Origin of the sequence: Brevibacillus sp. HB1.3, assembly GCF_013186635.1 — a bacterium.
Taxonomy (GTDB): domain Bacteria; phylum Bacillota; class Bacilli; order Brevibacillales; family Brevibacillaceae; genus Brevibacillus; species Brevibacillus brevis_D.
Map to the genome: position 1 here is coordinate 587,790 of NZ_JABMIT010000003.1, position 18,627 is coordinate 606,416.

At 45.4% G+C, this 18,627-nt stretch carries 18 protein-coding genes and 1 pseudogene; 13 read left to right on the forward strand and 6 right to left on the reverse strand.

Annotated features, from left to right (window positions below):
- Positions 1–28: 28 nt before the first annotated feature.
- On the reverse strand, positions 29–1,000 hold the full coding sequence (locus HPY31_RS10505) for a globin-coupled sensor protein (protein ID WP_172140608.1): 972 nt from the start codon (positions 998–1,000) through the stop codon (positions 29–31).
- 466 nt (positions 1,001–1,466) lie between these two features.
- On the opposite strand from HPY31_RS10505, the gene HPY31_RS10510 reads away from it, so the two are divergent.
- From HPY31_RS10510 to hfq, 4 genes are all read left to right on the forward strand, one after another.
- Positions 1,467–2,669, forward strand: a complete 1,203-nt coding sequence (locus tag HPY31_RS10510; RefSeq protein WP_172140610.1) for a hypothetical protein — start codon at positions 1,467–1,469, stop codon at positions 2,667–2,669.
- Between the two features lie 303 nt (positions 2,670–2,972).
- Positions 2,973–3,758, forward strand: coding sequence for a class I SAM-dependent methyltransferase (locus tag HPY31_RS10515; protein ID WP_016743401.1), 786 nt, complete (start codon positions 2,973–2,975; stop codon positions 3,756–3,758).
- The gene (gene miaA / locus HPY31_RS10520) at positions 3,755–4,714 is read left to right on the forward strand and encodes a tRNA (adenosine(37)-N6)-dimethylallyltransferase MiaA (protein WP_172140612.1); all 960 of its coding nucleotides are present in this window, start codon (positions 3,755–3,757) and stop codon (positions 4,712–4,714) included. Before HPY31_RS10515 ends, miaA begins: the two co-directional genes overlap by 4 nt.
- Before the next feature lie 29 nt (positions 4,715–4,743).
- Entirely contained in the window at positions 4,744–4,983 is a 240-nt protein-coding gene (hfq, locus tag HPY31_RS10525; protein ID WP_007719110.1) for an RNA chaperone Hfq, read from the forward strand.
- A gap of 144 nt (positions 4,984–5,127) precedes the next feature.
- On the opposite strand, the gene HPY31_RS10530 is transcribed toward hfq, so the two are convergent.
- The 3 genes from HPY31_RS10530 to HPY31_RS10540 all read right to left on the reverse strand — a co-directional run bounded on the left by HPY31_RS10530 (position 5,128) and on the right by HPY31_RS10540 (position 7,361).
- The gene (locus HPY31_RS10530; protein WP_172140614.1) at positions 5,128–5,559 is read right to left on the reverse strand and encodes a VOC family protein; all 432 of its coding nucleotides are present in this window, start codon (positions 5,557–5,559) and stop codon (positions 5,128–5,130) included.
- 111 nt (positions 5,560–5,670) lie between these two features.
- Positions 5,671–6,894, reverse strand: a complete 1,224-nt coding sequence (locus HPY31_RS10535) for a multidrug effflux MFS transporter (protein ID WP_172140616.1) — start codon at positions 6,892–6,894, stop codon at positions 5,671–5,673.
- A 56-nt stretch (positions 6,895–6,950) separates the two neighbouring features.
- Positions 6,951–7,361 carry a MarR family winged helix-turn-helix transcriptional regulator gene (locus HPY31_RS10540; protein ID WP_253901747.1) on the reverse strand — a complete coding sequence of 137 codons (411 nt, stop codon included), beginning with the start codon at positions 7,359–7,361 and terminating at the stop codon, positions 6,951–6,953.
- Positions 7,362–7,619: 258 nt separating this feature from the next.
- Between HPY31_RS10540 and infC the strand changes: the two genes are divergently transcribed.
- Together infC and HPY31_RS10550 are read left to right on the forward strand one after the other, a co-directional pair.
- The gene (infC, locus tag HPY31_RS10545; protein WP_172140620.1) at positions 7,620–8,105 is read left to right on the forward strand and encodes a translation initiation factor IF-3; all 486 of its coding nucleotides are present in this window, start codon (positions 7,620–7,622) and stop codon (positions 8,103–8,105) included.
- Positions 8,106–8,125: 20 nt separating this feature from the next.
- Positions 8,126–8,878: a DUF4184 family protein gene (locus HPY31_RS10550; protein WP_172140622.1), complete on the forward strand. Its 753-nt coding sequence runs from the start codon at positions 8,126–8,128 to the stop codon at positions 8,876–8,878.
- 30 nt (positions 8,879–8,908) lie between these two features.
- On the opposite strand, the gene HPY31_RS10555 is transcribed toward HPY31_RS10550, so the two are convergent.
- A complete protein-coding gene (locus tag HPY31_RS10555; RefSeq protein WP_016743408.1) occupies positions 8,909–9,859 on the reverse strand; it encodes an AAA family ATPase in 951 nt (316 codons plus the stop codon).
- A 240-nt stretch (positions 9,860–10,099) separates the two neighbouring features.
- Here HPY31_RS10555 and HPY31_RS10560 point away from each other — a divergent pair, with 240 nt between their 5' ends.
- The 6 genes from HPY31_RS10560 (at position 10,100) to glnA (ending at position 16,145) form a co-directional block, all read left to right on the forward strand.
- Entirely contained in the window at positions 10,100–10,408 is a 309-nt protein-coding gene (locus tag HPY31_RS10560; RefSeq protein WP_172140624.1) for a hypothetical protein, read from the forward strand.
- A gap of 207 nt (positions 10,409–10,615) precedes the next feature.
- Complete coding sequence (locus tag HPY31_RS10565; protein ID WP_172140626.1) at positions 10,616–11,533, forward strand: RNA ligase family protein; 918 nt, start codon at positions 10,616–10,618, stop codon at positions 11,531–11,533.
- 85 nt (positions 11,534–11,618) lie between these two features.
- Complete coding sequence (gene hflX, locus HPY31_RS10570) at positions 11,619–12,911, forward strand: GTPase HflX (RefSeq protein ID WP_172140628.1); 1,293 nt, start codon at positions 11,619–11,621, stop codon at positions 12,909–12,911.
- 7 nt (positions 12,912–12,918) lie between these two features.
- Positions 12,919–14,196: a methionine gamma-lyase family protein gene (locus HPY31_RS10575; protein ID WP_172140630.1), complete on the forward strand. Its 1,278-nt coding sequence runs from the start codon at positions 12,919–12,921 to the stop codon at positions 14,194–14,196.
- 168 nt (positions 14,197–14,364) lie between these two features.
- Positions 14,365–14,775 (forward strand): MerR family transcriptional regulator, encoded by a 411-nt coding sequence (locus tag HPY31_RS10580; RefSeq protein WP_015891641.1) that lies wholly within the window; start codon positions 14,365–14,367, stop codon positions 14,773–14,775.
- A 35-nt stretch (positions 14,776–14,810) separates the two neighbouring features.
- Complete coding sequence (gene glnA / locus HPY31_RS10585; RefSeq protein WP_015891640.1) at positions 14,811–16,145, forward strand: type I glutamate--ammonia ligase; 1,335 nt, start codon at positions 14,811–14,813, stop codon at positions 16,143–16,145.
- Between the two features lie 93 nt (positions 16,146–16,238).
- On the opposite strand, the pseudogene HPY31_RS10590 reads toward glnA, so the two are convergent.
- Positions 16,239–16,877, reverse strand: a pseudogene (locus HPY31_RS10590) (site-specific integrase); the annotation flags it as partial.
- A gap of 160 nt (positions 16,878–17,037) precedes the next feature.
- Between HPY31_RS10590 and HPY31_RS10595 the strand changes: the two are divergent.
- Positions 17,038–18,405 (forward strand): DJ-1/PfpI family protein, encoded by a 1,368-nt coding sequence (locus HPY31_RS10595; RefSeq protein WP_172140632.1) that lies wholly within the window; start codon positions 17,038–17,040, stop codon positions 18,403–18,405.
- Positions 18,406–18,627: the final 222 nt, after the last annotated feature.

Below are 18,627 nucleotides of genomic sequence, written 5' to 3' on the forward strand. Positions count from 1 at the left end.
ATAAGCTCCTTTGGCCGTTCAGAAGTTGTTAGTGTTTATTCTGAAGACGACTAGAAATTTCATCTAGTTTATGGATGATAGAAAATAATTGCTCGGAAGTAGTATCTAATTGCTCAGCGGAAACCGTTGATAATGTGACTTGTTGATCTATTTTAAGTAATTGATTGTTCATGTTCTGTAGAGATTGATAAATGTCTTTCGATGAGGCATTTGATTTATCGGCTAATTTACGTACTTCATTAGCAACAACGGTAAACCCACGTCCGTGCTCTCCAGCTCTAGCAGCTTCAATCGCAGCATTAAGGCCTAGAAGATTGGTTTGTGTAGAAACATCTGCTACGAAGCCGCTGAGTTTCTCAATCTCCTCATTCTGCTCCTTTAACACATTCATGGATTGAGCGATCTCCCCATTGTATTCATATAGTTTAGTTGCGGAGTCGGTGAAGACGGAAGAGATTCTAAGCGCTTCCTGAGTTGTAGCTGTCAATTCGGCTGCCATTTGCTCCATATTGTGGCGGTAGCTTATATTTTCACGCATCGTGTCACCGATATACTGTTCAAGAATAATTGCAGAATCAAAAAAAACTCTTTTGATAAGAGCCTGATAAAATGCAGCTGAGTTTTCAAGCGATTGAATTCTTTCTGAAAAAAGACGTAAATACAGTGAGTATCCACCCAAAAACCAAGAAGCAGACAATCCAATTCTCGCATGGGTTGTTCCGATTCGTTTTCGGCTGTTTACATATTCTTCATCAATAACGTGAGAAGAAAGTGTTTCGAGATACCAAATCTGCATGTTCTTTAATTGGTCCATTGATACATTTGTACGAATCAATTGATCCAAGTTAGGATGTTTTTCCAATTCTTCATAAAAACAATCTACGATTTCTTTTGAGTGAGTGCTGAAGAATTCTTTGTGTGAATACAAGAGGTCTAAGTCTTCTTTTGTTAGGCCGTAGAACACCCTAAGTGAATTCCATTTATTATCCAGTGCAATCATGATACCAACCCCTATTTTCTTTATATGTAATGTAAAACTCTTTCAGATTCTAACAAAAATAAAATGCTAAATAAAAATAAAATGTTAAATAAAAATGAAATATTTATGAATTATATACTGATATCATAAATATGAGATGTTGAAGAAGCACGTATCCCTGCAACTAAGAACATGGAAGAAGGTTAGATGTATGGGGGGATAAAAGTCACTAATCATTGAGTAGATAGGTTTGTAACTGCGACATTGGTGACAACAAAATTGACAACGCGCATAAGTAAGACATATAAAAATACGCACTCTAAATTCTTGTAACACCAATGAAGAGTGTGATGTAACAGACACCCCCTGCCTAGGACAATTCGTTGGAGGTATTTCTTTGAAGTTGTTATTCGGAAAATTCAAAAATCATGATTGATATTAGGCAAACACTGACTTATGATTACTTGCAAAAACGAGGTGAAACGAAATGAGTTCATCACGCCAAACCGGGATGTTTATCTATCCGTGGGATATAGCCGAGAGTGGTATCGAGGCTGTGATGCAAACATTGCAAGAAGCCAGATGCAATACAGCGGTGGTCAATAGCAGCTACCATCAGGGGAGATTTTTTCACCCGCGAAGTAAAACATTTCGCAGGCTGCCGTTTTCAGGGGTATCGTTTACGCCTGAATGGTCGAAGTACAACCGTTTGCGCCCGACTGTACACGAGTCAATCGCGCAAGCAGGCACTCTTGGTAAAATGAAGGAAGCTTGTGAGCAGACAGGGATGGGGTTTCATACTTGGTGGGTTGGCCTTCACAATTCTACACTTGGTTTGGCTCATCCAGATCTTTGTGTGCAAAACATTTGGGGGGATACATACACATACGCGCTATGTCCATCGCAGCCTGAGGTTCAGCATTACGCCAAGGCGCTTTTTACCGATACGCTTGAGCAGGTCAAGCCAGAGCGGATTTTGATCGAAGCGACTGCCTTTTTGCCGATGAAGCATGGCGAGCATCATGAAGTATGTCTCTTACCGTTAGGAGAATCGCTGCAATGGTTACTCTCGTTCTGTTTTTGCGGGGCATGTACGGAGCGTGCCGAATCGCAGCGAATCGATGTCGGAGTAGTTCGTCAGCTTGTATCAAGGCTAGTCAGTCAGATGGTGGATGCTGATTCTCACTCGCAAGTATCCGCCGAAGCGAGAGAAGTTGCCTTTTTGCTGCTGGAATACCCGGAATTGTATCACTATCAGCAATCCCGTCTGGTAGCGGTAGATCAGTTATGGAGGAGCCTGAGGGAGATCGCACAGAGTCTGGGGACTGCGTTGGATGGCTTTCCGTCCTCGACACCGTTTTTTGTGAACCAGTCTTATTGGGAAGGGGTTTCTTTGCGAAAAGCAGCGGCTACTCTCGATCGTGTCGTTCCGCTCGCCTATGGAGATAGTGTCGGTGATGTGGCGTATACATTCCATGCCATCAAGCTGGTAGCGCCAGAAGCGACGTTGGGAGCCGCTTTTTCCTTGCATCATAACCAAATCCAGTCAGCAGTCGAGTTGGCAGCGAGGGTGAAAACAGCAGTGGACGCAGGCGCTCAATCGATTGTTTATTACAACCTCGGTCTGTTAAATAACCGTAGGCTGAACTGGATCAAACAGGCGAACCTTGCCGTTGAGGAGTGGAGATAACTTTTTCATTCACTTGGCGTATACCCCTATTGCAACAAGGCCCACGGAGCTTCGCGGGTCTTTTTTACGTGGGTGAAGCTGACGGACTGAAAAATCATACTACAGTCCGACGCGCTTTCATAAAAAATGGTATGATTGTCATAGCGAACAGGAAAAAAGTTTGGTTCAGATTCTATTTGACCGGAAAATTAATCCTGCTTACAATAATATGATCGTTACCGTTTATGTAAAAACCGTCGAGTCGTTTTTCTGGAACAGCAGTTCTGATCAAAAGGGCGAAGACGTAAGGAAGGGAACAAAGGCGTGATTGTTACGACAGGACTTGAGCCTGGTGAAGAAACCTTGCGTCACGCAGCTGAATTGGCTAGTACATTGGGGCTACAAGTTGTGAATCGACGCGATTTTTCATTGGGTCAAATGCGCAAGCGATATGGGGTAGAAGAAGTGTTGGTGGTTTCCGCTCTCGGAGCACGTCTGGAAGTGCCGGGGAAAAAACCATTCTTTTTTCATCCGAACACATCTGCTTTTCGTATAAAGCGGCTCATGCGCGGCGATACTGATACTATGCTTGTTGCTTGCCAAATTCATCCAGGGGATAAAGTGCTGGACGCCACCTTGGGTTTGGGTGCTGATGCGATTGTGTTTTCTCATGCGACTGGTGCAAATGGGAAAGTTGTTGGCATCGAATCTGAGCGATTGCTAGCCATCTTGGTAGAAGATGGACTGCGGCACTGGTCATCCGATGCGGAAGAATTGGAGCAAGCCATGCGTCGTATTGAAGTGCGTTGTGGCAACCATCTAGAAGTACTGAGAGGACTGCCCGCTCGTTCCTTCGATGTCGTTTATTTCGATCCCATGTTCGAGATAACTGTACAAAGCTCGTCGGGGATCGCTGGAGTCCGTGAGCTCGCCAATCCAGAGGCTCTTTCCGAGGAGGCTGTTTTGGAAGCGCAGCGAGTTGCGAGAAAACGTGTGGTAATGAAAGAAGGAAAAGAAGGTAGGATGTACGAGCGCTTTGGCTTTACGCCGTTTCGCTCCCGCGGCCAGCAGGTCGTGTACAGCTACAAAGAGATAGGTGGAGGGGAGTGACCTTGCAACAGAGAGAAAGGCTAGTCGTGATTATTGGCCCAACAGCGGTCGGCAAAACCCAGCTTAGTCTGGAGCTGGCCGAACAGTTCGACGGTGAGATTATTTCCGGAGATTCCATGCAAGTATACCGTGGGATGGATATTGGCACCGCAAAAGCAGAACCTGAGGAGCTTGCGAGCATACCGCATCACCTCATTGATATTAAAAATCCAGACGAGGAATACTCTGTTGCGATGTTTCAGGAAAGTGCCGCAGGGTTGATTTCAGACATCAACCAACGTGGCAGACTTCCGTTTATCGTCGGCGGGACAGGTCTGTACATAGAATCGGTTACTCATCGATTTCAGTTTTCCACCACTTCTCAAGACCCTGAGCTGCGTGATCGACTGCAAAGATTGGCTGACAGTGAAGGCGTGGAAGCACTACACGCCCGATTGGCCGATGTCGATCCGATTACAGCCGAACGATTGCATCCCAATGATGTAAAGCGGGTGATTCGCGCTTTGGAGATTTATGAAAGCAGCGGGTACAAAATGTCCGACTTTCAGCTCCGTGCGAAGCATTCACCCTATGATTTGGTGATGATTGGTCTCACGATGGACCGCGCAAAGCTGTATGAACGAATCAACCACCGTGTCGAACTCATGATCGAAGCGGGACTGGTTGAGGAAGTGCGGGGGCTCTTGGATGCTGGTTACGACGCGTCACTGGTCTCTATGCAAGGCTTGGGGTACAAGGAGCTCATCCCTTACCTGTATGGAGAAATTACGCTAGAAAAAGCGGTGAACGACATACAGCAGCGAACGCGGCATTTTGCCAAACGCCAGCTTTCCTGGTTCCGTCGCATGGAAGAAATTCAATGGTTTGATATGACCGATCCAGCGGAACAGAGGAATAACGTGGAAACTATCAAGCGAATATTGGCAGGAAAGTTTCAACAATTGCCGAATATATAACATACAAGTCCTTTTAGGGGGTAGTGTACATGAAACAGACGATCAACATTCAAGATACGTTCTTGAATCATTTGCGGAAAGAAAACATCGCGGTTACCATTTACCTTGTGAACGGATTTCAATTGCGCGGGTATATTAAAGCATTCGATAATTTCACGATTGTGATTGATAGCGAAGGCAAGCAACAATTAGTATACAAGCATGCGATCTCCACTTTCACTCCGCAACGCCCTGTATCACTCATGTCTCAGGAAAACAACCAACAGTAAGCGAAGCAACACCAACAGCCAGGATACATGTGATCCTGGTTATTTTTTATGATCTGGCCCGAGTGTTGGAAATACCATCAACGTCCAAATCCAAAGTATCCATAAAAAAGCCCTGTCGCCGTTGAAGCGAACAGGGCTTTCACATTACTCCATGCAATGATTATTCGTGTAAATTTGGAACGTGATGCCGAACTTGTCCTTCACATTGCCGTATGCTGGGCTGAAGAACGTTTCTTGCAGAGGCATAATCACTTGACCACCTTCTTGCAGGGCATTAAAAATCTTATGAGATTGTTCTTTATCATCGGTCGAGATGCAGATGGTCACTTGATCACCAGACTGATGCGGTTGACCTGGAAAGGTATCGGAAAACATCATTTCAGTTTCACCGACGCGAATAGTAGCATGCCCGATACGATTCTTGGCTTCTGCAGGCAAAGGGAACTCCGGATTTTCCGGCATTTCACCGAAGGTTTGCTTGAACAGCACTTCAGCACCAAGTGCACCCTCGTAAAAGCTGATTGCTTCACTTGCAGTACCATCCAAAACGATGTAAGGAATCAAACGCAATGCCATGTGTCAACATCTCCCTTTGTTTTCATATGACCAACCTGTCAAATCCACTTACTATTATTACCCATGATGTGATTGTAATGCACAGAACGTATGTTTGCAATAGGGGATTGATCAGGAAGCTGAAGAACTCCGGCGAACCATGACTACGTAACAGACAATGGCGCCGATTGTAGAAAGCGCAATGATGATCCCCATTGGTACTGCTGTATGTTCGCCACTGATTCCCACAAGTGGCGCGACAATTCCACCGCTAATGAAGGAAAGTAGCCCCTGGAGAGCAGATGCACTTCCTGCCGCCTTGCTTTGATTTTGCATGGCAAGGGAAAAGCCTGTTGCGCCCACAATTCCTACACTGGATACGACAAAGAATAGGGGAACGAGCACAGCAATAAGCCCAGCTTGTAGGAGAATCATTGCCAGAAGGAGGATTCCGCCGACTCCTGCAATGGTAATCCCGGCAATGAACAAGGAAGTTTCTTTCACTTTACCCGCCAGCTTCCCAGTGATTTGACTCGCGATAATAATACCGACACCATTAATCGCGAAAATCAGACTAAACGTTTGTGGAGACACTTCAAATATTTTTTGAAACACAAAGGGCGAACCGGCGATGTAGGCAAACATAGCAGCAGTCACCAGCCCCTGCGCCACGGCGTAACCCATGAAAACGCGATCCTTCAGCAAGGTACCAAAGGTCGCCAGTGTATTGCCGATTCCCGCTTTGGAGCGGCGATCTTGTGGTAATGTTTCTGGAAGAGCGAGCAGCACGACGAGAAACATGATAGCGCCAATCAGACCCAGTACGACAAACACGCCGTGCCAAGTCGTAAATTCCAGGATTTGTCCCCCTATGATAGGTGCCGCAATCGGGGCGATCCCGTTAATGAGCATCAAGAGAGCGAAAAACTTCGTCAGTTCTGTCCCAGCGTACAAATCGCGAACCGTAGCGCGGGCGATAACAATTCCAGCAGAACCAGCAAGACCTTGTACGAAGCGAAGTAAGACGAACGTATAAATAGAGGGGGCTACCGCACACAAAAAGGAAGAGACCGCATACAAAATGAGTCCAATAATCAAAGGGATTCTTCGACCACGTACATCGCTAATCGGTCCTGCGAATAATTGACCAATGGACAGGCCGAGCATGCATGCTGTCAAACTAAGCTGAGTCATGGATGTGCCCGTCTGCAAATCATCGGCAAGCATAGGGAGTGCAGGTAAATACATATCTAAGGACAGTGGGCCAAAGGCAGAAAGCGATCCTAGAATCGCAGCCATCCACAGCCGTCGTGATTTGTTGCCAGTCAGAGAAGAGGGATCAAGTTCTTTTGCCATATGATTCACGATAAGTTGTCAAACCTTTCTCATTGTTTTTCCAGGAAAAAAGCTCTCTACAGCTCAGAAGGGGGTTGCGTATTTTGCAAGTAATAAGCTTGAAGGTTGCTGTGCATGCGGTCGAGCAAACCACGCAACACATCCTTTTCTTCCTCTGAGAATCCGATGAAGCAGTTTTCCTCAATGATGCGTAATACTTCTTTGACATGCTTGGTAGCCATCCGACCTTTGTCGGTAAGATAAACGCGCGAGATACGTTGGTCCCGTTCGTCTTCTCTGCGCTCGACAAGTCCCGATTTGGCCATCCGATTAATCATGACGGTAAGCGTAGCGGGCTTTACCCCGATTTTTCGGGCCAATTCGCTTTGTATCATTCCATCTTTTTCAATCAAGCGCATCAAGAGAATGGGCTGGCCGGGATAGACGTCGTATTTTTGAATCAGAAATTCTACATTTTGCCGATGCATTTTCATTACATGCGATGCAGAATGGGTTAATGCGGTTGCATAACTGAACTCCACCAAAGTACCCCCAATGAATTAGTGTGCGAATAAATATTCTGTGGAAGACGCCCGTAAGCTCATGCCTTGTCCTATTATACAAAAAACGATTGGACTTCGTCATAAAAATGATTTGCATGTACGAGCTTTGGAAGGATACGCAGCATTCTTTGGAGAAGTAATCATGTCCTTGAAAATCGAAAGAACAGGTTAGGTGAGATCAAGATGATCCTGAATGAAAAAATAAAAGCGGCTGTCGTGCATGTAACAGGAGTAAACGGGGAAGATCTCGGAATCATCTCCACAAAAGAAGCACTACAAATGGCAAAAGACCAGGGAGTGGACCTGGTATGTCTGTCATTGGCTTCAAGTCCGCCACCTTGTCAGTTAGTGAATCGAACGAACTATAAGGAACAGGTTATCCAGGAAAACGCCAAAAACCGGAAAGCGGAAAAAGGCGTAAAAATAAAAGAAATTCGACTAAGTGCCTATATCGAAGATCATGATTACGATACGAAAAAAAGACAGGCAGAACGAATTCTTTCCTCCGGAGATGCCGTGCAGCTGACTGTAAAATTGGAGAAAAAGGAAAGTCAGGAAGCCAAGCGATTAATTGAGCAGCTCATCAAAGATCTGACTCATTGCGGAAAACAGGATAAAGGGATTCAAGTAAGCGGCAAGCAGGTAGTTGCCAATCTATTGCCGCTCTAATCAAGAAAAGGAGTAAGCACATGCCTTTTACTTTTGCTCATCCTGCAATTGTTCTACCGTTACGCAAAAGCAAGTGGTTTTCGTTCTCTGCCCTTGTCTTTGGCAGTATGGCACCCGATTTTGAGTATTTCTTCCGGATGCAGCCATTCAGCGTGTACAGTCACACCATGCTCGGATTGTGGCTGGTTGATTTGCCCATCGCGATCCTATTAGCGCTTTTGTACGGGTACGTGATCAAAAAGCCGATGCTTGCACGCTTGCCAGAATGGATGGGACGAGGGCTGGATTACACAAACAAGGGAAGCAGAATGCCAGCGTGGAAAATGGCAATGGTATTTGTATACTCCGCGATAATCGGCAGTTTGAGTCATATCGCATGGGACGCCTTCACGCATGACGGAGGTCGTATGGTTGACCATTTCTTGTTCTTGCAACAATCCATCTCGTTCGCTCATTATCATGTGCCCGTTTACAAGCTACTGCAGCACGGAAGTTCGCTTTTCGGCGGCTTGGCCATATTGTATGTGATTGGGCGAAGAGCGCGGAAAAACAGACAGATCGTCATGAGACAGGTACCTGTCTTGGAAAAATGGTTGTTCTGGTTCGGAGTGGGGGTATTCGGGGTCGTGACGGTCTTTTTACACGCATTTGTGGTAAAAGGAATTTCACCCCTCATCCATCCTTTGCAGCAAGTTGTCCCGTTTCTCTCGGGATCACTGCTTGGAATCGTGGTGCTTTGCTTCGCTTTGGACAGGCTCAGATTGAAAAAGTAGAATCCCTCAAAATGAGGGATTTTCTTGTTTCTAAATGGAAAAATCCTCAGACTTCAAATTCATTAAATCATCACGGGTTGGGTCAGGAATTTTGAGCAATCTCACCGCTTGCACACGTATTGCCTTTTCAATATTATTTCGTACATATCTTGCATTACTGAAATTTACTTGAAACGGATCACTCGTTACTGTTAGCAATCTTCTTCTCAGTTTTTCACTTGCTTCAGCAGAGATTTTATACTCCTTGTTCTTTGCCATTACGTTCGCAATTTCCATCAACTCATCCACCTCATAATCAGCAAAGTTGATGTGGACGGGAAAACGTGAAGGCAGTCCCGGATTTAACTCAAGAAATGTATCGATTTCATCGTTGTACCCTGCAATGATACAAACGAAATCATTGCCGAAGTCCTCAAGGCATTTTGTAAGGCAATCTACAGCCTCTTTCCCAAAGTCTTTTTCGCCGCCACGAGCTAAAGAGTAGGCTTCATCGATAAACAGGATTCCTCCCATGGCTTTCTTAACGAGATCACGGGTCTTTTGTGCCGTGTGCCCAATAAATTCACCAACGAGGTCTGCACGTTCAACTTCAGTTAGATGGCCCTTCGTTAAAACCCCCATTTCCTTGAAAATCTTTCCGAAAAGGCGTGCAATTGTTGTTTTCCCAGTACCGGGATTTCCTTTAAAAACCATATGAAAAACTTGCTTCTCAATTTTAAGCCCGTGTCTTTCCCTTGCTTTATTCATTTTGATGAGCGCATAAATTTCATAAATCGTTTTCTTGGCTTCATGTAAACCAATCAGGCTTTCTAATTCTTCAAAAACAGTTGTTAAATTTGAACTCGACGTGGTACGAACTATTTCAGGTAAAGTATTTAGCTGTTTAACGCTTACTGGACGATTGAATACAACTTGTATTCGATTATTACTACTTGAAGATTCGAGCACCTCCGTTTGAGGAATGGCTCCTGCTTGCTTCACATGTTTCACCTGCCTTGACCATCATACAGAAAGTATACTCAGGAACATCGGAAAACCTGCCAATTTTTACGCAAGAGATCGAATTGGAAAAGTCACTGGGCGAAACAGGATGTGCTCATTAAAATAAGAAAGGCACCTGGCGGATTTAAATGTGTTTGGCGGACTTTTAAAAAAACAGAAAAAGGTTGGATTTAAGTTAGGATTCGTTTGAAGGCGTGTGTTAGCAAGGAGGTAAAACCTATGAAGAAAATAATAGAATACTTGATGATATACTCGCTCTCTGGGACTTTCTTGTTTTTCGGAAAAGTATTTGTTTATATGCTAGGTGATGAACATGCATTTGGAGATTCTGCGCCTGTTTATTTTAGTTATTTTTTATTTTACATTGTGGCGCTTTCTATCATTTATCTTGGTGTGAAAAGGTTGGGCTTAAATAATCGAAGTAAGACAAATAAAGCACTCGATATCACAATATTTATTATCTATGTTTCGCTAGTATATTTGATTGCAGATACGTTTATCTCAAAATACGTTGTCTACTTTGTGTAGACATCTTGAGAAGTAAATATTATTCTGCAAATGAATGCACAAACGGGAGAAGTGAGTCATTTAACCAAAGAGAAAAGGTAAACGGCTATTACTCCGTGATGAAGAGTGATGGCCGTTTTGTTTTCTTCAAGGAATCCCATTCAAAATTCCATAATATGATATAATCTTCCAAAATAAAGGGCTTTACCAAACATGCGGAGGATTCAGATGGAACAAAAGAAGTATACGGACGTCATACGTTTCGGACATCAAACGACAGAAGGTATATGTAACGAAGGGAATTTCATTATCATTCAAGAAAAGCTTGACGGGGCGAATGCAAGCTTTCGGTACGATGAAGAAACGAGCAACATCCGGGCATTCTCTCGAAATCTGGAATTACACGAGGAAGAGAATTTGCATGGCTTTTTTCAATGGACACAACAGCTCCCAAAAGAGGAAGTTCTGGCGGGCATGGTTTATTTCGGAGAGTGGTTGAATCCGCATAAAATTAAATATCCTCAGTATGAAAAGCAGTTCTTTTTATTTGATATGTACGATACTGTAGCCTGCGAATATGTGGATTTCGCTATCGTAGAAAGGGAGGCGCAGCGACTTGGCTTGCATCTTGTACCGGTCTTTTATCAGGGGGAATACCAAGGAGAAGAGCATCTCAAATCGTTTGTCGGCAAAACAGCGCTAGGTGGCAAGCTCCGGGATGAAGAAATCGGTGAGGGCATTGTCGTGAAAAATGCCGATTACCGGGATCGCTTTGGGCGACAGATATTTGTCAAAATCGTCACAGATGTATTTAGTGAAGTCAAACGGCTAAAGCCACCGAAAGACCCGAATCAACCGAAGTCGGGAGAAGTATTATTCGTAGAGCAGTATGTGACACTCGCGCGTGTAGAGAAGTTTCTTTACAAATTGATAGACGAAGGTGTACTGGAAGAGAACTTTGGCGTAAAAGACATGGGGGTTATCCTGAAAAATCTGAATCTCCGCATTCAAGAAGATCTCTTCAAGGAAGAGGCGGATGCCCTGCCTGATGGATACGATGAAAAGGAACTCCGCAAAGCGATTAGCATAGTGATTCCGCTTTTCGTCAAGGAGATTTTCGCAGAGAAAGCGCCAGGTAATCCATGATACAAGATGATTTCAGTTGGCATGCCCCGCTGTCGTAACGTTTTGGGCAAAATGTGGTATGATAATCAGGAAGGGGCGTGAATCGGTGAACGATCTGATCAAAACGCAAGAAACAGCCATACTGGTTGGTTGCTATTTAGATAACCGGGATGAAGAAAGAACCCGTCTTTCCATGGAAGAATTGCATGAGCTGGCCGATACTGCTGGTGTAGAAGTACTGGACGTCATCACGCAAAATCGGGACCGGGTTGATTCTGCCTGGTATTTGGGGACAGGAAAAATTGATGAAATCGCGCAGAGGGCTGAAGAGCTGGATGTAGACGTCATCATTTTCAACGATGAGTTGTCTCCGAGCCAGACTCGTAATTTGGATAAAGTATTTGATTGCAAAGTGATTGATCGCACGCAGCTCATTTTGGATATTTTCGCAGGACGTGCACAGTCGCGCGAAGGGAAAATTCAGGTAGAGCTGGCGCAGTACAACTACTTGCTGCCGCGGCTTGCCGGGCAAGGGAAGCAGCTTTCCCGTCTCGGAGGCGGTATCGGTACGCGTGGTCCAGGTGAAACCAAGCTGGAAAGCGACCGTCGTCATATTCGGAAGCGGATCAGTGAGCTCAAGCAGCAATTAGAGGATACCGTTCGGACGAGACAATTGCATCGGGAGCGTCGGAAGAAAAACAATGTGTTTCAGATTGCGTTAGTCGGCTATACGAACGCTGGGAAGTCGACGATCCTCAACAAGCTTACGAATGCAAACACATTGCAGGAAGACAAACTGTTTGCCACTTTGGACCCGACGACCAGGCAATTGGAGTTGCCGAGCGGACTGGATGTGCTGTTGACGGATACGGTTGGTTTTATTCAAGACTTGCCAACGAGTCTGGTCGCTGCATTCCGTTCGACGCTGGAAGGTGTAAAGGAAGCAGACCTCATCCTGCATGTGGTGGATAGTCATCACCCTGATTTCCAGGTACACATGGAAGTTGTAGACAAGATTTTGCGCGAGCTAAAAGCAGAAGAAATTCCGCAGCTAGTCGTTTTCAACAAGGCAGATATGCTTTCCGAGGGTTCTTACTTGCCGCGTGCAGACGAATCGATTTTGATTTCTGCCATGCGGGAAGATGACCTGAAGCAGCTGCTCACCCGGATTGAGTCTTATGCACTTCAATCTTTCAATGCGATGAAACTGCGCGTTCCCGTCGAACGTGGAGACATTCTCTCCCTTTTGCATCGGGATGGGGTAGAGATGGAACAAGAATTTAATGAAGAGGAAGCGGCCTACTTGATCACTGTCCGTGTGAACAAGGATAATCCGATATACGGCAGGATTGCTCCATTCCTCCTGGATAAAACAGAGACTGTTGAAGAGAGTTGGTAAGTAACAGATGTTTTCATATTTTTCCCATGGAGAAAAGCTTCGTCCCCTCGTACTTGAGGTGGAAGCGACAATCTCAGAGAGACACCGTCAAATTTCCGCTTTGGTGGATACGAATCAACTGAAAGTATTGCGTTCCTTCCAAAAGCATGAAGTCAATGAATTTCATTTTTCAACATCCACAGGCTATGGCTACGATGATTCTGGACGTGCAACGTTAGAGTCGATTTACGCCGAAGTGTTTGGTGGAGAAGCCGCTTTGGTGCGCAATCATATTATCTCGGGTACGCATGCGATCGCGATTTCTTTGTTTGGCATTCTTCGTCCGGGCGACGATCTTCTCTATATGACGGGCAAACCGTACGATACGCTGGAAGAAGTTGTAGGTGTGCGCGGCGAAGGGCAGGGCTCACTCAAGGATTATGGCATCGGTTATAGCTACGTGCCTTTGACGCCAGAAGGTGAAATTGATTTTGTGGCAGTCGCACAAGCGATTACACCAAAGACAAAGGTCATCGGGATTCAACGTTCGCGAGGCTATGCAGATCGACCTTCTTTCACCATTGCGAAAATCCAAGAAATGATTCGGGTTGTAAAAGAAATCAAGCCTGATCTGATCGTATTTGTAGACAACTGCTACGGAGAGTTTACAGAGGAGCAAGAGCCGTTGCACGTGGGTGCAGATATCATGGCAGGCTCTCTCATCAAAAACCCGGGTGGCGGTTTGGTCAAAACAGGCGGTTATATCGTAGGACGCGAGGATTTGGTTCAGCTTGCTTCGTATCGGATGGCAGCACCGGGAATTGGCGCAGAGGGCGGTGCCTCGCTCTACTCGTTACTGGAGATGTACCAAGGCTTCTTCTTGGCTCCACACGTCGTGGGCGAAGCTTTAAAGGGAGCGGTATTCTCTTCGGCAATGCTAGAGCGTTTGGGCTTCAAAACAAATCCACTGTGGCATGAACCACGAACCGACCTGATTCAATCCGTGGAATTCGGTAGCGCTGAACGATTGATCACGTTTTGCCAAGGGATACAAAAAGCAGCACCAGTCGATTCACACGTCACTCCGTACCCAAGTGAAATGCCTGGATACGCTGATCCTGTGATTATGGCAGCCGGTACGTTTATTCAAGGGGCTAGCATTGAGTTTTCGGCAGATGGTCCGATTCGTCCACCGTACTTGGGCTTCGTTCAAGGTGGTTTGACGTACTCGCACGTAAAAGTGGGAATTTTGACGGCGTTGAATGGGATGCTGGAAAAAGGCTTGCTCGAAATACCGGGTGAATAAGATAAAAACGCAAGGAATAGCGGCATTCTCTGGATAATGGAGGATGTCGTTTTTTTATGTAAGAAAACTGTACATAACTTTTCGTGTAATATTATCTAACATCTATTGACAGAGATTTTGTTATAAAATAGAATAAGACTAAGAAATACGAAACAGGAGGGACAAGTCATGAGTGATGACCTTCGCCGGAATATGGCCCTCTTTCCCATTGGGATCGTCATGAAGCTGACGGATCTCACTGCGAGGCAAATCCGTTATTACGAACAAAACGACCTGATTCAGCCCGCCCGCACAGAAGGGAAGCAGAGGCTCTTTTCTTTCAACGACGTAGATCGCTTGTTGGAGATCAAGGCTCTGATTGAAAAAGGACTGAATATTGCAGGGATCAAGCAAGTCCTGCAAATGCAAGAGCCTGCTATGGAACAAACAGAGATTACTACGACGTCCGAAGAGAAACGCAAGGACATGTCCGACAAAGAGCTGCATCAGCTCCTAAGGCAACAGATTATGTATCGCGATGCCACTCGCCATGGCGAGGGTGCATTGATACGTGGAGAGCTTTCCCGCTTCTTCCACTAGATAGAAAGCCGATATAGAGACAGGAGGAGAGAAATGTGAGCAAGTTTACAAGAGAAGACATCATGCGCATGGCCAAAGAAGAGGACGTAAGGTATATTCGACTGCAGTTTACCGACCTGATGGGGATCATTAAAAACGTAGAAATCCCGCTGTCCCAATTGCCAAAAGCACTCGATGGCAAAATGATGTTTGATGGTTCTTCCATCGAAGGCTTCGTTCGCATCGAGGAATCCGACATGTACCTGGTACCAGATCTGGATACATGGGTAGTATTCCCGTGGGGCAATGAGTTTGGCAAAATTGCACGTCTGATCTGTGATATCCACATGCCAGATGGCTCTCCATTCGAAGGAGACCCGCGCTACATCCTGAAGCGTGCCTTGAAAGAAGCAGAAGAAATGGGCTTCACAGCTTTCAACGTAGGTCCAGAGCCTGAGTTTTTCCTATTCAAGCTGGATGCAAAGGGTGAGCCTACGCTGGATCTGAACGATCAAGGCGGATACTTCGACTTTGCTCCACTCGACTCCGGTGAAAACTGCCGTCGTGATATCGTTTTGACGCTGGAAAAAATGGGCTTTGAAGTGGAAGCATCTCACCACGAGGTAGCTCCAGGTCAACACGAAATCGACTTCAAGTATGCAAATGCACTCCAAGCAGCTGACCAAATCTTGACGTTCAAACTGGTTGTTAAAACCATCGCGCAAAAACATGGTCTGCATGCGACATTTATGCCAAAACCGCTGTACGGCGTAGCAGGTTCCGGTATGCACGCGAACCAGTCGCTGTTCCGTGGGAAAGAAAATGCTTTCTATGACGAGTCCGATGTAATGGGACTGAGCCAAACAGCGAAGCATTACCTGGCAGGTATTTTGCAGCATGCTCGCAGCTTTACTGCGATTACGAACCCGCTCGTAAACTCTTACAAGCGTTTGGTTCCTGGTTACGAGGCTCCTTGCTACGTAGCTTGGTCTGCGAAAAACCGCTCTCCATTGATCCGTATCCCTGCGTCCAGAGGCTTGAGCACGCGTATTGAAGTACGCAGCCCAGACCCTGCAACGAACCCATACTTGGCGTTGGCAGTTATGCTGAAAGCTGGTTTGGATGGAATCAAAAACAAGCTTACGCCACCAGCTGCCATTGATCGCAACATCTACGTGATGACCGAGCAGGACCGCGAAGCAAATGGAATCGAGAACTTGCCTGCTACTTTGAAGGAAGCAATCGAGTGCCTGAAAGCAGATCCGGTTATTTGCGAAGCATTGGGCGAGCATGCATTGGTACACTTTATTGAAGCGAAAGAAATTGAGTGGGATATGTTCCGCACACGCGTTCACGATTGGGAGCGCGAGCAATACATGACTGCTTACTAATAAGCGTAACCCCTTGTGCCTGTAGGTGCGAGGGGTTTTTCTATTTGGTGGGTGCGGGGGTAAAAATCATTTCACCCACAAATCACCCACAAATTACTCATAAATCTTCTCCATATGGTTTTCAAATTTTCTCATGTTGTCACTTTCGATTTTTTTGGAAATGTGGGCATATACATCAGCGGTAACTTGTATGCTGCCATGACCTAAACGCTTCTGGATGTATTTCATATCCGCTCCAGTTTCCATAAGCAAGACTGCGTGAGTATGACGTAGTGAGTGGATAGGCATTGAGGGGATGTTTACTTTCTTTAGCGTTCGTGAAAAGGCGTTAAACAATGAAGACTTCGGTATGAAATTACCATCTTTTCTACACAAAACGAGATTTAAATCATGATGGTAGAGTTCGTCGAATCCTAATTTGTTTTTGTTTTGGTAGGATAAGTGATGTTTGAGATCATTGATTAGTGATTGGCTAATTTTGATCGTCCTATTGGAGTTAAACGTCTTAGTATCACCAAAAAGCTCGGTTTTGTTTTTTGCTCCGAAATCGAGAGTCTTATTAATGCTAATCGTATATTTTTTAAAGTCTATGTCTGGCCACTGTAAAGCAGCTGCTTCACCTTTTCGCATACCTGTTTCAATTAATACTTTGAAGAATATCCAGTAGATGTAATCATATTGGAGGGTTGCCTGTAAAAACCGAGGTATGTCACTCTGTTCATGAAACTCTAGTAGCCCTATCGAGTCACGTTTAGAAAAGGAAAGAGACCTGGGTCCATAGGTGGTTCCTACATTAGGCCAGCCCCGTAATCGGGCTACAGACTGATGATAAGTATATATTGGTTTGTTACATTTTATGGGTAAGAAATTTAGCCTGAGGGAGAGTAAGCATGTGAAAACTGTATGGCGAATCAGTATTTATCTCATCGTTTTTGTTGTCATAGTAGGAGGTGCAGGCACACTCGGGTTCGTCAATACAATGAATGAGGTAATGTCGGTTTACGATAAAGCCGCACCTGCATTGACGAATGTGCAGGTACCGAAATATGACGCAAACAAACCGACAGTGGCAGTGTTACTGGCGAATGAATCAACAGAAGTGTTCGATTTTCTCGTCCCATACGAGATGTTTGCGATGACGGAAGCTTACAATGTATACGGCGTTGCACCCGATCGTGAAATAAAATCACTAACCGGCGGACTCGATGTCGTTCCGCATTATTCGTTTGACGAAATGGATGCGATGCTCGGCAAAAGCCCGGACATTATCGTCATACCGTTTATGCCGATTCTAGATGAGAAAAAATATACGCCTGTCCGCGAATGGATTCAGAAGCACGCAAGCGACAAGACTTTATTGCTTTCCATTTGTAATGGGGCAGAAAACCTGGCTGATACTGGCTTACTTAACGGCAAATCTGCCGCGACGCACTGGGGAGACATCGACCGACTCATTAAACAATATCCGAAAGTCCAGTGGGTGAAAGATCTGCGCTACGTCCCACAAGGCAATATCATATCTTCTGCGGGTCTGACATCGGGAATTGACGCTACACTATATGTCATCTCACAGCAGTTGGGTGAGGAGGCGGCGGAGAAAGTAGCGCTAGAGATGAACTATCCATCTTACGATTACGTGAAAAAACCGCAAATGGAACCGTTCACTGCCGGGCTCAGCGATATAACGTTCATACTTAACAACGCTTATCAATGGAACAAAGTAAAAGCGGGCGTTCTGCTATATAACGGCGTTGATGAACTAGATTTGTCCGCCGCATTCGATACGTACGCTGCTTCTGGCACGACTTCGACGTTGACTGTTTCCAGTGCAAACGAACCGATCGTAACGAAGCATGGCCTGAACTTAGTCGCGCGCTATCAGATAAAAAACGTGCCGAAACTAGCGAAAATGATTGTCGTCGGTGCCGATGCCGAATCAGCCGCCGCCAAAGACATCAACCAATGGAACGAAAGCGGCAACAGCGCGGAACTACTGTACTTACATCGCGAAGCAATGGATCGGTTTGCAATGGATCCTGCATTCGAGGATTTGGCCAAGCAGGAGGATATTGGGACGGCGAAATTTGCTGCAAAGCGGCTCGAATATCGCGCCACCGATCATCTGAAGCTAGAAGGTAGAACCTTCTCTTTTGAAGCGTTTGGCGTACCAATTTTGCTCGGCATCCTATCCTTGATCGTTGCTTTTTTCATCGATCAGCGCTTCTTCCGCAGGAAAAAAGATATAAGTGCTTCAAGGTAGTGACATTCTATCCGACTTGAAGGTGGCCGATCAGGGGTGCTGGCTGAAAGAATAGACTGTTTTCTACGCCTTTCCAATGAAAAAATGATTTATACTGGTGTTGTTGATCTAGTGATTTCTTAACCATAACTGCTCGTTAGTTGGATAACTTGCCGTCAGATTTTTGCATGGAGCAACAACCATTTTCAAATAAAAAAACCCTCCCTTGGACTGGTCAAGACC

Excerpts from the sequence above, each read along its gene's own strand:
- HPY31_RS10540 (WP_253901747.1), bottom strand. The coding sequence starts at position 7,361 with ATGCATCGGCAAAATGTAGAATTTCTGATTCAAAAATACGACGTCTAT.
- HPY31_RS10505 (WP_172140608.1), bottom strand. The coding sequence starts at position 1,000 with ATGATTGCACTGGATAATAAATGGAATTCACTTAGGGTGTTCTACGGC.
- HPY31_RS10575 (WP_172140630.1), top strand. The coding sequence starts at position 12,919 with ATGTTTTCATATTTTTCCCATGGAGAAAAGCTTCGTCCCCTCGTACTT.
- HPY31_RS10565 (WP_172140626.1), top strand. The coding sequence starts at position 10,616 with ATGGAACAAAAGAAGTATACGGACGTCATACGTTTCGGACATCAAACG.
- hfq (WP_007719110.1), top strand. The coding sequence starts at position 4,744 with ATGAAACAGACGATCAACATTCAAGATACGTTCTTGAATCATTTGCGG.
- HPY31_RS10550 (WP_172140622.1), top strand. The coding sequence starts at position 8,126 with ATGCCTTTTACTTTTGCTCATCCTGCAATTGTTCTACCGTTACGCAAA.
- HPY31_RS10560 (WP_172140624.1), top strand. The coding sequence starts at position 10,100 with ATGAAGAAAATAATAGAATACTTGATGATATACTCGCTCTCTGGGACT.
- HPY31_RS10535 (WP_172140616.1), bottom strand. The coding sequence starts at position 6,894 with ATGGCAAAAGAACTTGATCCCTCTTCTCTGACTGGCAACAAATCACGA.
- HPY31_RS10580 (WP_015891641.1), top strand. The coding sequence starts at position 14,365 with ATGAGTGATGACCTTCGCCGGAATATGGCCCTCTTTCCCATTGGGATC.
- HPY31_RS10530 (WP_172140614.1), bottom strand. The coding sequence starts at position 5,559 with ATGGCATTGCGTTTGATTCCTTACATCGTTTTGGATGGTACTGCAAGT.
- HPY31_RS10510 (WP_172140610.1), top strand. The coding sequence starts at position 1,467 with ATGAGTTCATCACGCCAAACCGGGATGTTTATCTATCCGTGGGATATA.
- infC (WP_172140620.1), top strand. The coding sequence starts at position 7,620 with ATGATCCTGAATGAAAAAATAAAAGCGGCTGTCGTGCATGTAACAGGA.